This window comes from Streptomyces sp. NPDC048211 (assembly GCF_043202315.1).
In the GTDB taxonomy this organism is placed as follows: Bacteria; Actinomycetota; Actinomycetes; order Streptomycetales; family Streptomycetaceae; genus Streptomyces.
Window position 1 is genome coordinate 85,643 of the sequence record NZ_JBIDAD010000002.1, and the last position, 19,010, is coordinate 104,652.

Annotated in this window: 15 protein-coding genes and 1 pseudogene; 3 read left to right on the forward strand and 13 right to left on the reverse strand. The window is 71.1% G+C overall.

Features of this window, described 5'->3' with window-relative positions; translation table 11 throughout:
• Positions 1-2: 2 nt before the first annotated feature.
• From ACGFZA_RS07035 to ACGFZA_RS07070, 8 genes are all read right to left on the reverse strand, one after another.
• Positions 3-863, reverse strand: a complete 861-nt coding sequence (locus ACGFZA_RS07035) for a polysaccharide deacetylase family protein (protein WP_393678877.1) — start codon at positions 861-863, stop codon at positions 3-5.
• Positions 864-960: 97 nt separating this feature from the next.
• Positions 961-1,809, reverse strand: coding sequence for an NAD-dependent epimerase/dehydratase family protein (locus tag ACGFZA_RS07040; protein ID WP_393677776.1), 849 nt, complete (start codon positions 1,807-1,809; stop codon positions 961-963).
• Between the two features lie 9 nt (positions 1,810-1,818).
• Positions 1,819-4,041, reverse strand: a complete 2,223-nt coding sequence (locus ACGFZA_RS07045; protein ID WP_393677778.1) for an FAD-dependent oxidoreductase — start codon at positions 4,039-4,041, stop codon at positions 1,819-1,821.
• Between the two features lie 13 nt (positions 4,042-4,054).
• Positions 4,055-6,349 carry a hypothetical protein gene (locus ACGFZA_RS07050; protein ID WP_393677780.1) on the reverse strand — a complete coding sequence of 765 codons (2,295 nt, stop codon included), beginning with the start codon at positions 6,347-6,349 and terminating at the stop codon, positions 4,055-4,057.
• A gap of 53 nt (positions 6,350-6,402) precedes the next feature.
• Positions 6,403-7,281, reverse strand: a complete 879-nt coding sequence (locus ACGFZA_RS07055; protein ID WP_393677782.1) for a carbohydrate ABC transporter permease — start codon at positions 7,279-7,281, stop codon at positions 6,403-6,405.
• Positions 7,278-8,234, reverse strand: coding sequence for a carbohydrate ABC transporter permease (locus tag ACGFZA_RS07060; protein WP_393677784.1), 957 nt, complete (start codon positions 8,232-8,234; stop codon positions 7,278-7,280). The genes ACGFZA_RS07055 and ACGFZA_RS07060 overlap by 4 nt, the downstream gene beginning before the upstream one ends.
• 6 nt (positions 8,235-8,240) lie before the next feature.
• On the reverse strand, positions 8,241-9,620 hold the full coding sequence (locus ACGFZA_RS07065) for an ABC transporter substrate-binding protein (RefSeq protein ID WP_385279256.1): 1,380 nt from the start codon (positions 9,618-9,620) through the stop codon (positions 8,241-8,243).
• An 89-nt stretch (positions 9,621-9,709) separates the two neighbouring features.
• Positions 9,710-10,708, reverse strand: coding sequence for a LacI family DNA-binding transcriptional regulator (locus tag ACGFZA_RS07070; RefSeq protein WP_385279254.1), 999 nt, complete (start codon positions 10,706-10,708; stop codon positions 9,710-9,712).
• Positions 10,709-10,897: 189 nt separating this feature from the next.
• Here ACGFZA_RS07070 and ACGFZA_RS07075 point away from each other — a divergent pair, with 189 nt between their 5' ends.
• Positions 10,898-12,040 (forward strand): mandelate racemase/muconate lactonizing enzyme family protein, encoded by a 1,143-nt coding sequence (locus ACGFZA_RS07075; RefSeq protein ID WP_385279252.1) that lies wholly within the window; start codon positions 10,898-10,900, stop codon positions 12,038-12,040.
• Positions 12,041-12,097: 57 nt separating this feature from the next.
• Here ACGFZA_RS07075 and ACGFZA_RS07080 read toward each other — a convergent pair whose 3' ends face one another.
• From ACGFZA_RS07080 to ACGFZA_RS07100, 5 genes and pseudogenes are all read right to left on the reverse strand, one after another.
• Positions 12,098-13,471: an alkaline phosphatase PhoX gene (locus ACGFZA_RS07080; RefSeq protein ID WP_393677788.1), complete on the reverse strand. Its 1,374-nt coding sequence runs from the start codon at positions 13,469-13,471 to the stop codon at positions 12,098-12,100.
• Between the two features lie 81 nt (positions 13,472-13,552).
• A complete protein-coding gene (locus ACGFZA_RS07085; protein ID WP_393678878.1) occupies positions 13,553-15,085 on the reverse strand; it encodes a sensor histidine kinase in 1,533 nt (510 codons plus the stop codon).
• Between the two features lie 23 nt (positions 15,086-15,108).
• The gene (locus tag ACGFZA_RS07090) at positions 15,109-15,828 is read right to left on the reverse strand and encodes a response regulator transcription factor (RefSeq protein ID WP_393677790.1); all 720 of its coding nucleotides are present in this window, start codon (positions 15,826-15,828) and stop codon (positions 15,109-15,111) included.
• A gap of 142 nt (positions 15,829-15,970) precedes the next feature.
• Positions 15,971-16,182, reverse strand: a pseudogene (locus ACGFZA_RS07095) (FAD-dependent oxidoreductase); the annotation flags it as partial.
• A gap of 247 nt (positions 16,183-16,429) precedes the next feature.
• Positions 16,430-16,990 carry a TetR/AcrR family transcriptional regulator gene (locus ACGFZA_RS07100; RefSeq protein WP_393677792.1) on the reverse strand — a complete coding sequence of 187 codons (561 nt, stop codon included), beginning with the start codon at positions 16,988-16,990 and terminating at the stop codon, positions 16,430-16,432.
• Positions 16,991-17,106: 116 nt separating this feature from the next.
• Between ACGFZA_RS07100 and ACGFZA_RS07105 the strand changes: the two genes are divergently transcribed.
• Together ACGFZA_RS07105 and ACGFZA_RS07110 are read left to right on the forward strand one after the other, a co-directional pair.
• The gene (locus ACGFZA_RS07105; RefSeq protein ID WP_393677794.1) at positions 17,107-17,799 is read left to right on the forward strand and encodes an SDR family oxidoreductase; all 693 of its coding nucleotides are present in this window, start codon (positions 17,107-17,109) and stop codon (positions 17,797-17,799) included.
• 57 nt (positions 17,800-17,856) lie between these two features.
• Complete coding sequence (locus tag ACGFZA_RS07110; protein WP_393677796.1) at positions 17,857-18,912, forward strand: aldo/keto reductase; 1,056 nt, start codon at positions 17,857-17,859, stop codon at positions 18,910-18,912.
• Positions 18,913-19,010 lie beyond the last annotated feature (98 nt).

Below are 19,010 nucleotides of genomic sequence, written 5' to 3' on the forward strand. Positions count from 1 at the left end.
CGTCAGCCGGTCATCAGCTCCGACACCTTGACGAAGCGGTATCCACGCGCGCGCAGTTCCGGAACCACCCGGCCCACCGCCTCGGCCGTGACCGGAGCCGCGCTGCGCGTGCAGTGCAGGACGACCAGCGACCCGGGCCTCACCCCGTCCAGCACCTGCTGCGCCACCGCGTCCGCGTCCGTCGCGAACGCGTCACCGCTGACGACGTCCCACTGCACCGCCGTCACCTTCTCCGGGGCGAGCGCGCGCAGCGAGGCGTCGTCGTAGCAGCCGCCGGGGAAGCGGAAGTACGGGACCACATTGCGGGCGCCGGCCTTCCGGATCGCGCCGAAGGCCCGCTCGACCTCGCCGCCGATCGCGTCCTCCTCCAGGGTCGGCAGCCCGTAGCAGGGCGAGGTGAAGGCGTAGTGGCTGTAGGAGTGGTTGGCGATCTCGAAGAGCGGGTCCGTGCCGATGGACCGGACCTGGGCGGGATACTCCTCGGCCCACCGGCCGGTCATGAAGACGGTCGCCGGAACCCTGAGCCGGCGCAGCAGCGCGATCAGCTCCGGATTGTCGAATCGTTCACCGGCGGCCGCACGTGGACCCTCGTCGGCCGTCATGTCGGCGTCGAAGGTGAGCGCCACGACCTTGTCCGTACGGCTCGGACCGCGTGCGAGGACAGGGGTCAGGCCATCGGGTCCGGGTGCCAGGACCGGTGGCTTCTCCGTGGCCGGGGAGGCGGTGGTCCGGGCGTCGGCCGGGGTGTGCGCGGCGGACGGGACACGGGCCGCGGGGGCGGCGTGGCCGGGGGAGTCCCCGGAGCTCCCGCAGCCGACGAGGGCAGCTCCGAGCACCGCGCTCAGAGCTGCCGTCATCGTCATTTTCCGCACAGAGTTGGTCACTCCCGGAAACTAACCGATCAATCGGCGACGTCCCGTCCGCGGCACTCCCATGCCGGGAAGCGGCACCCGGATTCACTCAGTCGTCGAGCAGATGCTCCGCCGTGAAGCCGAACAGCCGGGCGGCCGCCGTGGTGTCCACCGGTGCGGTGCGTCCGGGCAGCGGACGCAGCAGCCGGGTCGTCGGGTGGTAGCGGCGCAGCAGCTCCTCCGTCGGGAACGGCACGAGGGTCTCGGGTGCGCACAGATGGACGGAGTGCGCACCCGGACCCGGGACGCCGAGGGCGAGCAGGGCGGCCCGCGCCGCGTCCCGCACCTCCAGATACGTCCACAGGTCCCGGGCGCCCAGGGCCGGCTCCGCGGTGAGCCGGGCCGCGTGCGCGCGCAGCCGTTCGTCGAATCCGCCGACGAACGGATAGCGCAGACAGACCACGCTCATCCCGTGCCGTCGCGCCATCGTGGCGGCCGTCAGCTCGTCGACCTGTTTGGACAGCCCGTACGGGTCCGCCACCTGCGACGGCAGCGACTCGTCGACCGGCACGTAGGCCGGGTGCGGCGACGGATCCGCCGTCCACGGCAGGCCCGTGATCCCCCAGGAACTGGCGACCGCGGCCTGCCGCACCCCGGCCAGCCCCGCCTCCTCCAGCACGGTGAACGTGGCGAGCGTGTTGACGGCGAAGAGCTCCGGCGCGGGGGTGCGCTCCGGCGTGGGGATCGCCGCCAGATGGATCACCCCGTCCACGCCCTCCAGCGCCGCCCGCACCGCCGTGGCGTCGGAGGCGTCCCCGGCGACGACCAGCCGGGCCGTCAGATCGCCCGGATCCTCCAGGACGAGGGCGTTCGCCTCGACGGAACGCCCGGCGAGCAGCGCGAGGACCGCCCGGCCGATCCGTCCGGCCGCCCCGGTGACCAGGACTCGTGTGACCACCTGCTGCTCCTATGCGTAGGCGCGTACGGCGACGACATGCGCCGACGCCGCCCCGTTGGTTGCCTCGACGACGATCCTCACCGCTGCCGTGGTGACCGGCTCGTCCAGGGTGTGCACCTGGCGGCGCCGCCGGTTGTCCGTCGTGCGCGCGACGACGTGCCAGGTGCCGTCCGGCCGGCGCGCCTCGACCCGGTAGTCGCGCAGGAGGGTGGGGAGCGTGTCGAACGGGGTCCTGTGGTGATGCAGGTTGATCAGGTCCTCGTTGACGTCGTCGTCGGCGAGCACGTCGATCCTCGACAGGGTGACCGGCCGGGGCCAGGACAGCTGCAGCCACTCCTCCCCGCCCTCCCGCAGCGGCCCGGAGACCCACATGTGCGGTCCCGCGTACGGGCGGGCGTACCCGTCCACGGCCTTGGCCGGGGCGTACGCCGAAGTCGCCCCCGTGCGCAGGCAGAACGAGCGGCGCTGAAGCCCCGCGTCGGTCCACTCCCGCAGCGGCTGCGGCGACTCGTCCTGCGGGCGCAGCGGCACCCGGGTGAGAGCCAGGACCCCCGGGGCCGGTTCGGCGGCGCTGTACAGGGCGAGGTCCTCGGCGGCCCGTACGACGACGAACGCGTTGCGGGAGGTCTCCGGGGACCAGCGCAGTCCGGTGCGCACCCACTGCTTCGGCCCGGCGGCGACGGGGACGGTGGCCGAGGCGACGAGACGGCGCGGGACGTAGTTCTGGCCGAGCCCGGGGTCGTACAGATCGACCACGAGATCCGTGTCCCGGGTGGCGTCGACGAGCAGGTCGAGTCCGGTCAGCTCCGGGTCCACGGGCAGCACGAGTCCCGCGTCGGCGGTCAGCGGCCACCGCTCCCCGGGGGCCGGCGCGTCCGGCCCGGCCAGGGTCGACGAGGCCGTGGCCACCGCGGTCAGCGCCAGGTCGTCCGGGTCCGTGGATCCCAGGCCGATCACCGAGGCGTCCTCGCGCAGCAGCGTCCGCTGCAGTTCGGCGGCCGCCAGCTCGCGCGGCGTGACACCGGCCGCGGCGCACAGCGCGGCGGCCGTGCCCGCGGCCTGGCCGATGGTGGCGCAGGTCGCCATGACCCGGGTCGAGCCGAAGGCGACATGGCTGGCGGAGATGTTGCGCCCGGCGAACAGCAGGTTCGTCGTGTTCACCGAGTAGAGGCTGCGGTACGGGATGTGGTAGATCCCGTCCGCGTACCGCTGCTTCGCCCCGTCCTCGGTGGCGTACACCCCCTTCGGCGGGTGCAGGTCGATGGACCAGCCGCCGAACGCCACCCGGTCGGCGAACTCGCTCTGGCCGAGGATGTCGCCCTGGTGGAGGACGTAGTCGCCGAGGAAGCGCCGGTACTCGCGCTTGCCGGGCACCGAGCCCACCCATTCCAGCGTCATGGTGTCCGCGTCGAACTCGCCGGAGTTCTTGATGTGGTCCCAGATGCCGTAGATGACCGCCCACAGCTCGTCGCGGATGCGCTCGTTGTCGTGCACCGTGTCGAGCTCGCCGCCGAACTCGATCCACCAGTAGGCGCAGCCGTTGTCACCGGACTTGATGATGCGGCGCTGCGGAATGGTGGTCTCGGCGATGTTCCGGGCGAAGTCGGGCGCCACGAACTTGACGGGGCGCCCGGCGTCCTTGGTGTAGAAGAGCAGGGTCGAGCCGAGCGTGAGGGCGTCGGCGGTCTCCGGCGCCCACGGCTCGTCGTACTCGGCCCGGGACTCCCGGCCGATGCGGTGCCGGGCACCGGCGAGATGACCGATGAGTCCGTCTCCCGAACAGTCCAGGAACACGTCGCTCTCGAAGCGGATCCGCCGCTCCGATCCCATCATCCAGCCGGTGACGGCGGTGATGCGCCGGGCGTCCTCGGGGCCCTCGGCGTCCACCTCGCGCACATCGGTGTTGAGGTAGAGCGTGATGCCCGGCTCGGCGCGGACCGCGTCCAGCACCACGGCGTCCCAGTAGTACGGGTTGCCGTCGGGGTTGCGGAACTGGTTCTCGACGAAGAGTTCGCCCATGATGCCGCCCTCGCGGGCGTAGTGGTTCCTGCCGTGCCCGGTCGCGCCGCACACCCAGACGCGGACCTCGCTGCTCGAATTGCCGCCGAGGACGGGCCGGTTGTTGACGAGGGCGACGGTGCGGCCCAGCCGGGCGGCGGCGATGGCCGCACCGACCCCGGCCAGGCCGCCGCCGACGACTGTGATGTCGTGCCGTGCGGTTTCGTTCCTCATGACTCGGCGGTTCCTACTTCCAGTCGGGGTTGGCGGCGAGGCCGTAGAAGATGCGCGGCCCGCCGTCGAGGGTGAGCGTGACCTTGCCGCCGGCCGCGGTGAGCGTGCTCTCCTGGCCGATGCAGTTCAGTACGGTCACCGTGCCCGCGACCGCGCCGGAGTGGGCGACGACGTCGGTCCTCGTCGTCCAGGTCTCGGTCCACGGCTCGGGCGAGGCGTACCAGGAGCCTTCCCCATGGTCGGTGTTGAGGACGTAGCCGTCCTTGCGGCTCCACAGGATCGACACCGGTCCGCGGTCCGGCGTGGTGAAGAGGAGGCCCTTGACGTCCGGGTCCGCGAAGACGAGCGGGCGGACGTAGGAGGCCCGGTCCAGGACGCGGGCGGCGGTCGCGTACGCGAGGAGCGAGGGCTTGGCGCTGGTGTCGCGGTTCATCAGGCCGGTGTGGTACTCGACGTTGTCGGGGTCCGCCGACTGGGGGTGGCTGATGACCGAGTCGTGCAGCTGGTACCAGTTGACGCCACGCACCCCCTCGGACTTGGCCAGCGCGAGCGAGAGCAGCACGTTCTCGGCGGCGTGCCGGTAGGTGTCGTGCCACCAGGAGTTGGGCTTGGTCGGGGCGTACGCCTCGCTGAGCCAGAGCTCCTTGTCCCCGCCGAACGTGTCGACGATCTCCCTGGCCTTGCGCACCGCCCCGAGGAAGTTCCAGTACGAGCCCGTCGAGCCCAGGGTCCACTCCTCCACCGGCGGGGCGTAGTCGGCGGTGAAGTTGCCGCGGCCCGGGTGGATGGCGAAGGCGTCGATGAGGTCCCAGCCTCCGGCGGCGCGGAAGTTCTCGGTCCAGATGTGGTCCATGCCGCCCAGGCCGGCGTTCATGACCTTCATCGTCGAGCCCGCGGCGGCCAGCCGGTCGGTGACCTGGCGGAGTCCGTCCCTGACGTACACGTCGGCGCCCCGACCGGACATCCAGGGCGTGTTGACCTCGTTGGCGACCTCGAAGTACGGGGCTCCCGAGTCGATCGCCTTGGCGACGTTGGTGTCGGCCCAGGCCGCGATCTGCTCGGCGGTGCCGCCGAGGGGGATGCTGCTGAGCTCGACGTTGTGCCCGATGCCGTGGGCGTCGAGGGTCGCGATGTCGATGCCGGGCGCTCCGGCGTAGGCGTTCCGGATCCGCTTGACGCCCAGCGTCTTGAGCAGGCCGAGGACCGCGTCCTGGCTCGGCTTGAGCAGCCACGGGTAGTTGGCGAGGCCGAACATCGACTCGTCGCCCGCCTGGTAGGCGAAGTCCGGCAGGACCGTGAGGTTGGTGCGGGCCAGCGCCGTGTCGCTCCCCGCGACCGCCTCCACCCCGGTGAAGACGATGCCCTGGGACGGGGAGGTGACGGTGAACGCGGCGTCCCACGCCGTTCCCGCGGCCACCGTGCGGGAGACGGTGCCACCGGCGATCCGGGTGCCGGCGAAGTCGCGCGCCCACCAGTTCAGGGTCACGTCCCGGTCGGTGGCCGCCCCGTTGACCGCCTGAGCCCTGAGCGTCATGGTCTGGCCCGCGGACTTGTACAGGTTGAAGGGCTGGTCGGTCCAGACCTCCACGCCCAGCGGCCGGCCCTGCGCGAGGGCGCCCGCACCGCGCGGCCGCATGGTGCCGAACACGATGTCGGCCTCGGTGACGGCGGTGGTCGTGCCGGTCGAGGTGCCGGGGGCGTGGATCCAGGTGGCGTTGGTGTAGGCGGGGGTGGTGGCGGACAGGCAGACGAACGCGGTGGCGTCCGGCCAGGACTCGGTGTACGCGGCGCCCGCGTTGACCTCGTACGGGATGCCGCCCCGGGGGTCCTGCTCCCAGGTGGTCAGTGCCTCGTACGACTCCGTCGCGCCGGCGCCCTGCGCGGTGCGGGCGAACAGGAAGCCGGTCGGCGTCAGCGTGGTGGAGCCGGCGACCTCCCACTTCAGGTGCGCCCTGTGCGCGGTGACGTCGAACGTGCCGGTCACGGTGATGCCGGGGGCCCCGCCGCCCAGGATGTACGTGATCCGCAGGGCGGGGCGCCCGTCGGGCAGGGTGATCTGCGCCGGGGCACCGCCGAAGGTGCGCTGCTGGCCCAGCACACTGTCCTTGATCATGAAATGGGTGAGCAGCAGACGGTCGGTGCCGGCGGCGTCCTTGAGCAGCACACTCCCGTCGCTCCGGCCGACGAGCGTGATGCCCTCGGCGGTGAGGGTGACGGGGTCCGCGGCGTACGCGGCCCCCGCCGGGATGAGGGCCGCGCCTGCGGCGACGGCCGTGCCCTGGAGGAATCTGCGGCGTGCTACTGACATGGCAGTGCCTTTCTCTTGTCCCGAAGAGGAAGCTGCGGTGCGGGGGCCGTAAGTCAGCCCTTGACGCCGGTGAAACCGAGTCCGGCGACGATGTACTTCTGGCAGACGGCGAAGACGAGCACGGGCGGCGCGACGGCGAGCACCATCGCGGCGATGAGCTGGTCCTGCGGCGCCTGGGTGGCGAGCTGGGCGAGCGCGACGCTGATCGGCTGCTTCTCGGGGTCCGTGATCGCGACCAGCGGCCAGATGAAGTCCTTCCAGCTGTGCATGACCGCCAACAGGCTGATCACGGCGAGCACCGGGCGGCTCATCGGCAGCACGATCCTCGTCAGCAGCTGACGGGTGCTGACGCCGTCGACCCGGGCCGCGTCGAAGAGTTCCCGGGGCAGCGCGTCGAAGAACTGCTTGGCGAGCAGCACCGTGAAGGCGTTCGTCCCCGCGGGCAGCCAGATCGCCCAGTAGGTGTCACCGAGATTGAGGTGGAGGAACGGCACGTCGATCACGGTCATGAAGAGGCTGACCATGTTCACGGTGTACGGCACGAACATCGTGGCGAGGATCGCCCCGTACACGACCTTGCCGAACCGGGGCCTCAGCACCGAGAGCGCGAAGCCGGCGGTGGCCGAGACGAAGAGCTGGACCAGCCATGAGCCCCCCACCACCAGAAGGGTGTTCATCAGGTAGTGGCCGACGCCCAGGTCCCGGTACGCGGTGGTGAAGTTGCCCGTCAGCGGCCGGTCCGGCCACAGGGCGAGGGGATGGGTCGTCAGCTCGGTCGGCGGCGACACCGCGCCCTTGACCATCCAGTAGAGCGGCCCGATCCCGATGAGGAGCAGCAGGAGGAGCGTGAGCGCCTGGACGGAGCGCACGGCCGCCCGGACGCCGGGCCGCTGACGGTCGTTGACGGAGACGAAGGTGGTGAGGGAGGTCATGACTTGCTCCAGCTGCGGGTGGCCCGCAGATAGACCGCGGAGAGCAGGGCGAGGGCGAGCACCATCAGGAAGGAGAGCGCGGCCGCCTGGCCGTACGCGCCGTCCTGGAAGGCGTACCGGAAGATCAGCAGCAGCACGGTCAGGGTGGAGTTCTCCGGGCCGCCGCCGGTGAAGACGTACGGCTCGGTGAAGACCTGCACCGTGTTGATCAGCTGCACGAGCAGCAACAGCCCGATGACCGGACGCAGTTGCGGGAGCATGATGTGCCAGAGCCGTCGCCATATCCCGGCCCCGTCCATCTCGGCGGCCTCGTACAGCTCACCCGGGATGCCGACCATGGCCGCGAGATAGATCAGCACGGCGCCGCCCATGCCCGCCCAGGTCGCCTCCAGGACCAGTGACAGCATCGCGCTGTCGGAGGACTCCAGCCACGAGTACGGGCCGAGGCCGATGGCCCCCAGGGCGCTGTTGAAGAGCCCGCTGCCCGGGTCGTAGAACCACTTCCACAGCAGGATCGCCACCACCGGAGGGATCACCACGGGCAGATAGACGAGGAAGCGGAACACCCCGGCCCCGCGTCGCACCGTGGACATGATGGCGGCCAGGAAGAGCGGTGCGGGGAAGCCGATCAGCAGGCCGAGGCCGACGAAGAGGAGGGTGTTGCCGACGGCGGTCCCCAGCAGCGGATCGTCGAAGACCGCCCGGAAGTTGTCGAGGCCCACCCAGACGGCGGGATCGACGAGATTGGTCCGCTGGAAGCTGATCAGCAGGCTGCGGACGATCGGCCACCAGGCGAAGAGCCCGAAGACCAGCAGCGTCGGGACCAGGAACAGCCAGGCGGTGAACTGCTTGCGCAGGGCCCCGCCGCGAGGGCCGGTTACCCGGTCCGCGGTCTGCGGCAGCGGCTCCTTGCGTACGGCGGTGGGGCGCCGGGAAGGGGTGAGCAGGCTCATGGCGGACTACTTCTGGCCGGCGGAGAGCTTGGTGTTGACGTCCTTCTCGGCCGCGGCCAGAAGGGCGTCGACATCCGCGTCGCGCTTGGTGAGCACGGACTGGACGACCGAATCGAGCGCCGTGTAGAGCTGCTGCGCCTGGTACGGCGGCTCGGCCCTCAGGTCGAGCTTCGCCAGACCGTCGGTGTACGGCCGGAAGTTCTCCGGTTTCACGTTGACGTACGGCTCGATGGCCTTGTTGATCTGCTTCTGCCGCTCGGCGTCGAAGACCGGCAGGGTCGGCACGCCGACCGCGGACTTGGGGTCGGCGGACAGCGCCTTGGCCTGCTGGGCGGCGATCTCCGTGCTGTACTGCGGCTGGGCGTAGGCGAAGGTGAGCCACTTGACCGCGGCCGCCGCGTGCTTCTTGTCGGCCGATTTCGGGACCATGTAGATGTCGCCGCCGGTCAGCGTGGCGTTGCCACCGGACTGGGGCATGGCGCCGACCCCGAAGGCGTCGGGATTCTCCATGCCGAACTGCATCTTGGCCAGCCGGTAGGTTCCCGGGCTTCCCATGAACATCCCGACCTGCCCGGCCGCGAACTGCTTGACGACGTCGTTCTGGTTGTTGAGCAGGTTCCGGCCGAGCGAGTCGTCCTTCCAGCGCATGTCCTTCAGCAGGCCGAGCGCCTTCTTCGTCTCCGTGCCGGTGAGGGTCGCGGTGTACGTGCCGCCCTGCCGCTTCTCCAGCTCCCCGCCGAAGGCGTACGACAGCATGGTCAGCTGCCAGCCGCCCTGGTTGTCCTTCGACTCGTGGACGAAGCCCGCCTTGCCGGTCTTCTCGCTGATCCGCTTCGCGGCCGACCGGACCTGCTCCCAGGTCGTCGGCGGCCGGTCGGGGTCGAGCCCGGCCTTCTCGAAGAGGTCCCGGTTGTAGACCAGGCCCTGGGCGTACGGATTCTGCGGTACGCCGAAGACGTCGCCGGAACTGTCGCTCAGGGGCTGGAGGACCTGCGGGTTGAACTCCTTGAAGTGGTCCCACGCCTGGAGCTGCCCGGTGATCGGCTGTACCTGCTTCTGCTGGATGAGCCGCTGGGGCTCGGTCAGCGGCACCTTGATGACGTCCTCGACGCTGCCGCCGGACAGCTTGGCGGAGAAGGTCAGCGGATCGAAGACGGTGGTGGACCCCTTGACCTTGATCCCCGGGTTGGCCTTCTCGAAGTCGGCGACCTGCTGCTTGAACAGGGCCAGGCCCGGCTTGTCGGTGGCCGGGGGCATGCCCTGGACCCGCAGGACGAGGTCGCCGCCCGAGCCCGCCTTGCCCGGGGTGACGGAGGAACAGCCGGTGAGGGTCACGGCCACGGCTATGCAGCCGAGTACGGCCGCACGGCGGGAGGTTCTGGACATTTCTACTCCAAGGAGGGCAGGAGAGGGTAGGGAGGGGGCTCAGGGGCCCGGGGGAGCGCAGGCGGCTCGGTACGCGCGGGGGTGGTGGGTCAGTGGGTGGGGGCGGGGCCCGTGGAGGCGCGCGGGACCAGACGGGAGCCGATCTCCACGCAGGGTGCGTCGCCGTCGCCGTCGCCGCTGCCGCCCGCGCGCCCGGCGATCGTCTCGATGAGCAGATCGCCGGCCCGGGTGGCGATCTCCTCGGGGTCGATCCTGATGGTGGTCAGGCCCGGCGTGGAGACGGAGGCCAGCAGGGTGTCGTCGATCCCGACGACGCTGACGTCCCCCGGAACGCTGACGCCCAGGTTCGACAACTGGTGCAGCACGCCGAGGGCGACCAGGTCGTTGTGGGCGATCACCGCCGTGGCGCCGTGCGCGCCGACGAGCGTGGCCGCGTGCACCCCGGTCTCGAACCGCGGTTCGTACGGACCCAGTTCCACCAGTGAGAGGTCCAGGGCCTCGAAGGACTCCTGGATGGACTTGCCGCGGCTGAGTTCGGCGCGCGAGGCGTTGATGAACACGCAACGGCGGTGGCCGTAGGCGCGCAGATGCTCGACCGTCTGCGTGATTCCGGCCGACAGGGAGATCCGTACCTCGGGGATGCCGGGCACATGGCGGTTCACGACCACCACCGGCATCCGGTCGGACAGCTCCCGCAGCCGGTCCTCCGTGAGCGTGGAGGCCCACAGCACCAGGCCGTCGACCCGCTTGGACACCGCCGCGATCGCCTCCAGTTCATCGGCCTCGCGCTCGTCGCTGTCGGCGACGAGGACCGTGTACCCCAGCCGCCGGGCGCGGGCCTGCATCGCCTTGACGATCGGCGGGAAGAACGGGTTCGCGATGTCGGGGACGATCAGCCCGAGCGTCCCCGTGCCGCCGCCCCGCAGGCTGCGCGCCGCCGGGTTCGGGGAGTAGCCGAGCTTGGCCGCGGCGTCCAGGATGCGCTGCCTGGTCCTCGGCTGGACCTGGTCGGGTGCGGTGAACGCACGGGACACCGTCGACACCGAGACGCCCGCGGCGCTCGCCACCTCCCGGATGGTGACTGCCATAGCCGGCCTCCTCGCCTGGTCCCTGCTGGATGCGGTGGATCCTTGCGAACGTTCCCGGACGTGTCAAGAGTGTTTCCCTCAGGAAAATCTGCTGTGTGCAAGGGGCTTGTGCGAGCCCGGCACCGGTGCCGATGATGCGTTCTCATCAACTGTTCTGAAATTGCGGGAACGTTTTCATCGAGGAGTGGCATGAAGATCACGGGCCTGGAAGTGCTGACTCTTCCCGACCACGGCGACAGCATGATGCTCGTGGTGGTCGACACCGACGAAGGCATCCACGGCCTGGGCGAAGTCGGCATCAGATCCCGGCAGAAGGCGGTCGCGGGCGGGCTCGCCCATCTGGCCGAGCTGATCACCGGTGAGGACCCGCGGCGCATCGAGCACCTGTGGCAGGTGATGTTCCGCCGCGGATTCTTCCCCGCCGACCGGATACTCGGCGCCGCCATCGCCGCCGTGGACGTGGCCCTGTGGGACATCCGGGGCAAGGCGCTGGGCGTACCGGTGCACGAACTCCTCGGCGGCCGGGTGCGCGACCACGTGCCCGCCTATGTGCACGTCGGCGACGGCTACCACGACCGGGAATGGTTCCTCGACCGCTGCCGCGACCTCGTCCGGTCCGGCTGGCGCCATCTGCGCTTCGCCGCACCGCACGACGCCGACGGCGTGCTGGACGCCCGCCGCTGCCTGCGCGACACCGTCGAGCTCTTCCACCAGGTCCGGGACGCGGTGGGCCACGAGGTGGAGCTCATCCTGGACGTGCACACCCGGCTCGACCCGCCCGAGGCGCTGACCCTGTGCCGGGAGATCGAGGCGGCCCGCCCGTACTTCGTGGAGGACCCGCTGCGCTGCGAGAACCCCGACAGCTACCGCATGCTGCGGGCGCGCACCGGCGTGCCACTGGCCGCGGGGGAACAGTACGGATCCAAATGGGAGTTCAGACCGCTGATCGAGGGCGAGCTCATCGACTACGCCCGGGTCGACGTGGGAGTCGCCGCCGGTCTGACCGAGGCGAAGAAGATCGCGGCCATGGCGGAGGCCCACCACATCAAGCTCGCCACCCACAACCCGCTCGGCCCGGTCACCGCTGCCTCCTCGCTCCAGCTCAACCTGGCCTGCCCGAACGTGGCGATCCAGGAGCACCAGACCGACCCCGAGCCTGCCATCGCCTCGCTCTTCACCCATCGCCCGGTGGTCGTGCCGGGGCGGGTCGAGTTCAGTGAACTACCGGGCATCGGGGTCGACATCGACCGCGACGAGGCCCGCGCGTATCAGGCTGCCGCGGACGAACGCCCCCATCTGCGCACATCGGACGGAGCGTTCACCAACTGGTAGGCGGCCGCCGGGGGCGGTGGACGGCCGGGCCGTCCACCGCTCCGGTCGCTCAGCCGGTCAGCGCCACGGACCCGTCACCGCGAACGTCGTTCCCGGCGTGTAGCAGTTGACGAACATCGTCGCGAAGTCCGGCGAGAACGTGACCCCGGCGAACTCGCCCCACTCCGGCTCCTCGGGCGTCCCGATGTTCTGCCGGCCGCGCGCCATGGCGTACACCTCGCCGCGCCGCGTCAGGCCGAACACGTGCTGGGCCCCGCCGCCGTCCTCGCACACCATCAGCCCGCCGTCGGAGGCCAGGGTGATGTTGTCGGGCGACTCGCCCGGCAACTGGATGTCCGTGTCCGGGCCGAAGGCGATGACCAGCGTCAGCCGTCGCCGCTGCGGCTCGTACCGCCACACCTGTCCGAAGTGGTCGGCGGCCGACCCCTCCGCACGGTGCGCGAAGCTGGAGACGAAGTAGACGCACGAGCCGCCCCAGTAGCAGCCCTCCAGCTTCTGGCCGTGGGTGATGCCCTTCGGCCCGAAGTCCTGGAAGCGGATGGGGGTTTCGGCGGCCAGTGGGTCCGGCACGGGGACCCACTCGATCCCGTCGAAGCTCGTCCCGGTCTCCTGGACCGCGGAGAGGTCGGGGACCCCCGGCACCCGCATGGCCTCCAGCCGGCCACCGGCCCGCAACGAGCCCGTGCCGCCGAGCGGCTTCTCGGGCAGGAACCGGTAGAACAGCCCGAACGGCTTGTCGAACGCGTCCTCGGTCTCGTACACGACCCCGGTGCGCGGGTCGATCGCGATCGCCTCGTGCTGGAAGCGGCCCATCGCGGTCAGCGGTACGGCGCCGGTGCGGTGCGGATCCGAGCCGTCCACCTCGAAGATGAAGCCGTGGTCCTTGGTGTAACCGTTGGTCCCGGCCCTGTCCTCGGTCTCCTCACAGGTCAGCCAGGTGTCCCAAGGGGTGCGCCCACCGGCGCAGTTCACCGCCGTCCCGGCGATGGCGACGCGTTCGGCGAGGACGTTGTTCCGTCCGTCGAGCTCCAGCGACGTACACCCGCCCTTGCCCATCGGGTCGTACGTGAGCCCCTTGACGGTCGGTACGGAGATCGCCGCGTCGACCCGGTTCTCGTGGTTGCGCACCAGCCCGACGTGCCCGCGCCGGCCCGCGAAGGCGGCCATGCCGTCGCAGTGGCTGGGGACCGGTCCTTCGCCGGAGCGGAGCGGGTCGCCCTCCCGGGACAGCACCCGGTAGCGAAAGCCCTTCGGGAGGTCGAGCAGGCCGTCGGGGTCGGGCACCAGCGGACCGTAGCCCGCGTGACCGCGGGCGGCGGACGTTCCCGCGAAGAGCTCGGTGAAGGCGCCGGTGAAGGCGATCGAGGCGGCGGCGCCGCCCGTGGCCAGGACGTGGCGTCGTGTCGCGAGACGTCGGGGTGCGGTTGACATGTGGCAACTCCCTGTTGGCGGACAGGTGACATGGCATTGTCAAAAGCAGGCCTGCCCGTTCGAGGCCTTCGGTGAACGTTGTCATGGCCGACTGGCCGGTCCCGCCCCGACGCTCCGGGGCAGAAGCAGACGGAATGTCGCTCCGGCACCCGGACGGGTGTCGAGTTCGAGCCGCCCGTGATGTGCCTCGGCGATGGTCGAGGCGATGGACAGGCCGAGACCCGAACCGGGCTCGGCGCCGTCCGGGGCCGCCGTGGGCCCGCGGTAGAAGCGTTCGAACACCTGGTGGGCGGTGTCGGCCGCCAGCCCGGGGCCGTCGTCGGCGACCTCGACCACGCACGCCGGGATGCCCGGAGGCAGCGGCGCCGTGGCGCTGCTGCGGCCCGGCCGGTCGGTCCCGCCGGAGGCCGGGCCGGTGCGTACCGTGCCCACCCGCACCTCGACGCGCGCGCCGGGCGGCGTGTGGACGCAGGCGTTGGCCAGCAGGTTGGCGATCACCTGGGCGAGCTGATGGGTGTCGCCGAGCGTCTCCACCACGTCGAGCGCCTCCCGGGAACGGGCTCCGCTCGGGCCGCCACCGGCCGCCAGCGGGGCCAGCCGCACGTCCCGCCCCGGGTGTGCGACGACGACGGCACCGACCCCGTCGGCCGCCAGCGAGAGCAGGTCCACGGTCTCCCGGTGCGCCACGGGGGCGTGACCCAGCTTGGTGAGCAGGAAGAGGTCGTCGACGAGACGGCTCATCCGCTCCGCGTTCCGGGCGATCAGCTCATGGGCCTCGCGCCGGCGCGCCGCAGGGAGGCGCGGATGCTCCACGAGCAGTTCCGCGAACCCCTGGATGGAGGTGAGCGGTGTGCGCAGTTCATGGCCCGCGTCGGCCATGAACCGGCGCAGCCGTTGCTCCGACGCGTCCTTGCGGTGCAGCGCGGCCCGCACCTGGCCGAGCATCGTGTTGAAGGCGATCCCGAGCCTTCCGGTCTCCGTGCGCGGATCGGTGTCCGTGACGCTCAGGTCCGCTTCACCACCGGTGATGCGCAGCGCCGTGCGCTCCATCCGGTCCAGGGGGCGCAGCCCCAGGCGTACCGCCGCGCTCCCCAGCAGTCCGACGCCGACGGCGGCCACGACACCGATGGCGAGGCCGACCCACAGGAGTTTGGCCGTGGCTCCTTCGACGGTGTCCAGGGGAAGCGCGACGACGACGCGCAGTCCGTCGGGGCCCGTTCGGGCGACCACCCGCCAGTCCGACGTGCCGCGGCCGGCGGGAACGGTGGTGGGACGGCCGTCCTCGAGGGTGAGGGCGGACAGGGCCGCGGGGAGCAGGGGACGGCCGTCCCCGCTGCCCAGCGAATCCCGCCGGAGCCGTCCGTCGGCCCCGTAGAAGTAGACCCGGTAGTCGGAGGGAAGCGCGTCCTCGCGGGGAAACGGCCGGGGCGCGCCGGAAGCCCCGTCCTTGGCCGGCGGCTCGGCGAGGAACGGGGGAGGCGGACCGAAGTGAGTGAGCCGGTGGTCGATCTGGCCGGTGAGCCAGGAGCGCATGACCGCCAGTCCGGCCGCCTGGGAGGCCAGTACGGCGGCCGTGGCCAGGACGGTGGAGATCAGTACCAGACGGGTGCGCATCGAGCGGGGCCGCAGCCGGAGCTTCACGGCGCGTCCGCCCGGGGCAGCCGCAGGCAGTAGCCCACACCGCGGACGGTGTGGATCAGGGGTGGCCCGGTGTGATCGGTCTTGCGGCGCAGGTTCTTGATGTACGTGTCGACGATGCGGGTGTCCCCGGAGAAGCCGTACTGCCAGACCTCCTGAAGAATCTCCCGCTTCTCCAGCACCGTCTCCGGACGGGACACCAGGCACACCAGGAGCCGGAATTCGGTCGGGGACAACCGCACGGGCTGTCCGGCACGGTGGACGGTGTGCCGGTCGCGGTCCACTCGCAGGTCGGCGTACCGCAGCGGGGGGTGCTCGGCCGGCGGCCGCGGAGATCCGCCGGTGCGGCGCAGGATCGCGCGGATGCGCAGCAGGATCTCCTGGATGTGAAAGGGCTTGGTGACGTAGTCGTCGCCGCCCGAGCTGAGCCCGATGATGCGGTCCTCGATGTCGGTGCGGGCCGTGAGGAACAGCACGGGCGTGTAGTCGCCCCGGGCACGGAGTTCGCGGGTCACGGCGAATCCGTCGGTGTCCGGGAGGGTCACGTCCAGCACGATCAGGTCCGGCCGGCAGCGGCCGGTCTCGCCGACCGCCTCACGCCCGTCCGCCGCCGAGGCGACGCTGTACCCGGCCGCGTTCAGGGCCGAGGCGAGCAGGGTGCGGATGCTCGGATCGTCCTCGACGACCAGGACGGTGTGCCGGGCTGACTGCGCGCCCATGGGTCGGATCACCTCGCGCGGTACGGACGGAACGCACGCCGGGCGAGGCGGCGCTGTGCGGTGCGCGAGATGGTAGTCGGCGAACATGTGCGGGTTCACAGGAACCGGAGCCGCGGGCACGGAGGCGGCGCGCCCGGGCACGGAAGGGGGCTGCTTCCTGCCGGGGCGCGCCCTTCGGTTCGGCGTTGCGCAACAGCGCCTTGGAGGGGATGCAGCCGACGTTCAGGCAGATGCCTCCCCAGTGCTGCCGCTCGATGATCGCGACACTCCTGCCCAGCCGGGCGGCGCGGATCGCGGCGACGTAGCCTCCGGCCCGGCGCCGAGGGCGACGGCGTCGAAGCGCGTGCTGCTCATGAAGGTTCTCCTCCTTGTCGACGAGATCCTGCGCGACATCCGAGAGCAGACAGCAGTCCTCCTGACACGTTGACATCGGCTGCGCAACTTCTGCTTCACGAACATGCCGCCCGGAACTGACCGATGTCCGGTGCGAGGTGAAGCCTGTGCGCCAGGGGTCGACGGCCTCCTCCCGCCGCTTCCGCCCGGCCGCAGATGCCTCGCCGCCCACGAGTGCGGTCGATGCGCGCCCGCACCGCGCCCTTGGTCAGCCTGCTTCCGTCAAGGCTGCGTGCGCGGTGGCGAGGAGCTCTTCGGAGAGCGGGGAGCCATTGGTGGCCCGGGACAGGACCAGCGCACCGAACAGGGTGCAGAGGCGGACGATGCCGTCCTGGTCGTCGGTGGCGAGGAAATCGGCGAAGTCGGCCACTCCCTCGGCGTAGACGCGACGAGCCTCGCGCCCCCCGCCATCGCGCGCGATGTCGGTGGCGAGCGCGGCGACCGGGCAGCCGTCCCCCGGGGCGTCGCGGTGCTCGACGGAGAGGTAGGTGTCGATCAGCGCCTGCTGGGCGGCCTCGCGCTGCCCGTCGTGCCCCGCCAACCCGACGCTGTGGCGCTGGGTGAGCTCGGCGAAGGCGTGGGCGGTGGCCTCGTCGACGAGCGCCTCCTTGGAGGCGAACTGCTTGTAGAACGCGCCGTGGGTCAGGCCGGCGGCCTTCATCAGGTCGGCGACGCTGACCTGCGTGCCCTGCTCCCGGAACAGCCGGGCTGCGGTGTCCACCACCCGCCTGCGATTTTCCTCCGCCTGTGCCTGCGATACGCGGCCCATGGCCACCTCCCATTTGGATGTCGGCTGGCATCTATCGTAGGCCCATGTTTAGATTGAAAGCATAATCTAATTTGTTGCGGGCGTGCCGACGGTGCCCCCCAGGACCAGGAGCGAGCATGGAGCTGAAGAACACGGTCGCGGTCGTCACCGGCGCCAACCGAGGGCTCGGGCGACACCTCGCAGCCCAGCTCGTCGAGCGCGGCGCGAAGGTGTACGGCGCGGCGCGACGCCCCGAGACGATCGACGTGCCGGGAGTCACCCCGCTGCGGCTGGACGTCACGGACGAGGCGTCGATACAGGAGGTCGCCCGCGTGGCGTCCGACGCGACACTGCTGATCAACAACGCGGGCATCTCCACCGGCGCGACGCTGATCGGAGGCGACGTGGCCGAGGTGCGCCGGGAGATGGAGACCAACTTCTTCGGCCCGCTCGCCGCGACCCGCGCCTTCGCCCCCGTCATCGAGGGCAACGGAGGCGGCGCCGTACTCAACGTCCTGTCCGCACTGTCCTGGTTCCACCCGGCCGGTCTCGGCTCCTACGCCGCGTCCAAGGCCGCCGCCTGGGCGCTGAGCGACGCGACCCGTGAGGAGCTGGCGCCGCGCGGGATCACCGTCTCGGCGCTGCATGTCGGTTACATGGACACCGACATGGCCGCCGGTGCGCCCGCCGACCAGAAGGTCGCCGCCGCCGACGTCGCGGCCCAGGCCCTGGACGGCATCGAGACCGGCCTGCCCGAGATCCTCGCCGACGAGACCAGCCGGTACGTCAAGCAGAGCCTGTCCGCGGCGCCCCAGCCGACCGCGGGCTGACACTCACCCCTCCACCCGGCTCGACCGCCTTCCCACCCCTCACGCAAGGACGATTTTGTGCGCTACACGACCTTCGGACACCGGACCGGACTGCGCGTCTCCGAGTACGCGCTCGGCACCGCGAACTTCGGTACCGGCTGGGGCGCAGGCGCCGAGCCGGACGAGGCGCGCCGGATCTTCGACCGGTTCGCCGAGGCCGGCGGTACCTTCCTGGACACCGCGGACACCTACCAGTTCGGCGAATCGGAGGAACTGACCGGGAAGCTGATCTCCGCCGACCGCGACCACTTCGTCCTGGCCACGAAGTTCGCCCTCGGCGCCGCCCCGCAGCCGGACATCTCCAGGACCGGCAACAGCCGCAAGAACATGGTCGCCTCGGTGGAGGCCAGCCTGAAGCGCCTGGACACCGACCACATCGACCTGCTCTGGGTGCACTTCCCCGACGAGCTCACCCCCATGGAAGAACTCCTGCGCGGACTCGACGACCTGGTGAGCGCCGGCAAGATCCACCATGCCGCGCTGTCCAACTTCCCCGCCTGGCGCGCCTCGCGCGCGGTAACCCTCGCGGACCTGAAGAACTGGGCCCCGATCGTGGGCATCCAGCACGAGTACAGCCTCGTCGAACGCACCGCCGACCGCGAACTCCTCCCCATGGCCGAGAGCCTCGGGCTCGGGGCCGCCCTGTGGTCCCCGCTCGGCGGCGGACTGCTCACCGGCAAGTACCGCAGCTCCACCGAGGGGCGCCTGAGCGACCTGGGCATGGTCATCCACACCGAAAGCACCGGACAGAAGACCGCCGTCGTCGACACCGTCCTGGCCATTGCCCAGGAGACGGGCGTGGTACCGGCCCGGATTGCGGTTGCCTGGGTGCGCGAGCGCGCCGCACGTTCCGCGGCCACGCTCGTCCCGATCATCGGCCCGCGCAATCTCTCCCAGCTCGACAGCTACCTCGACGCCCTCAACGTCCAGCTGACCGACGCGCAGTACACCCGCCTCACCGATGTCAGCGCGGTGCCGCTCGGCGCGCCCCACGAGGGGATCGCCGCCTCCCTGGACCGCCTCCAGGGAGGCGCCGCAGACCGGATCACCACCCCGGTCGCCCCGGTGGCCTGACCGCCGGCGCGGCCGAGGTCACAGTGCGCCCGCACCGCACCCAGAAAGACAACGCAAACTAGTTCGTACTGGGAGAATCCCGGACCGAACGGAGAGCC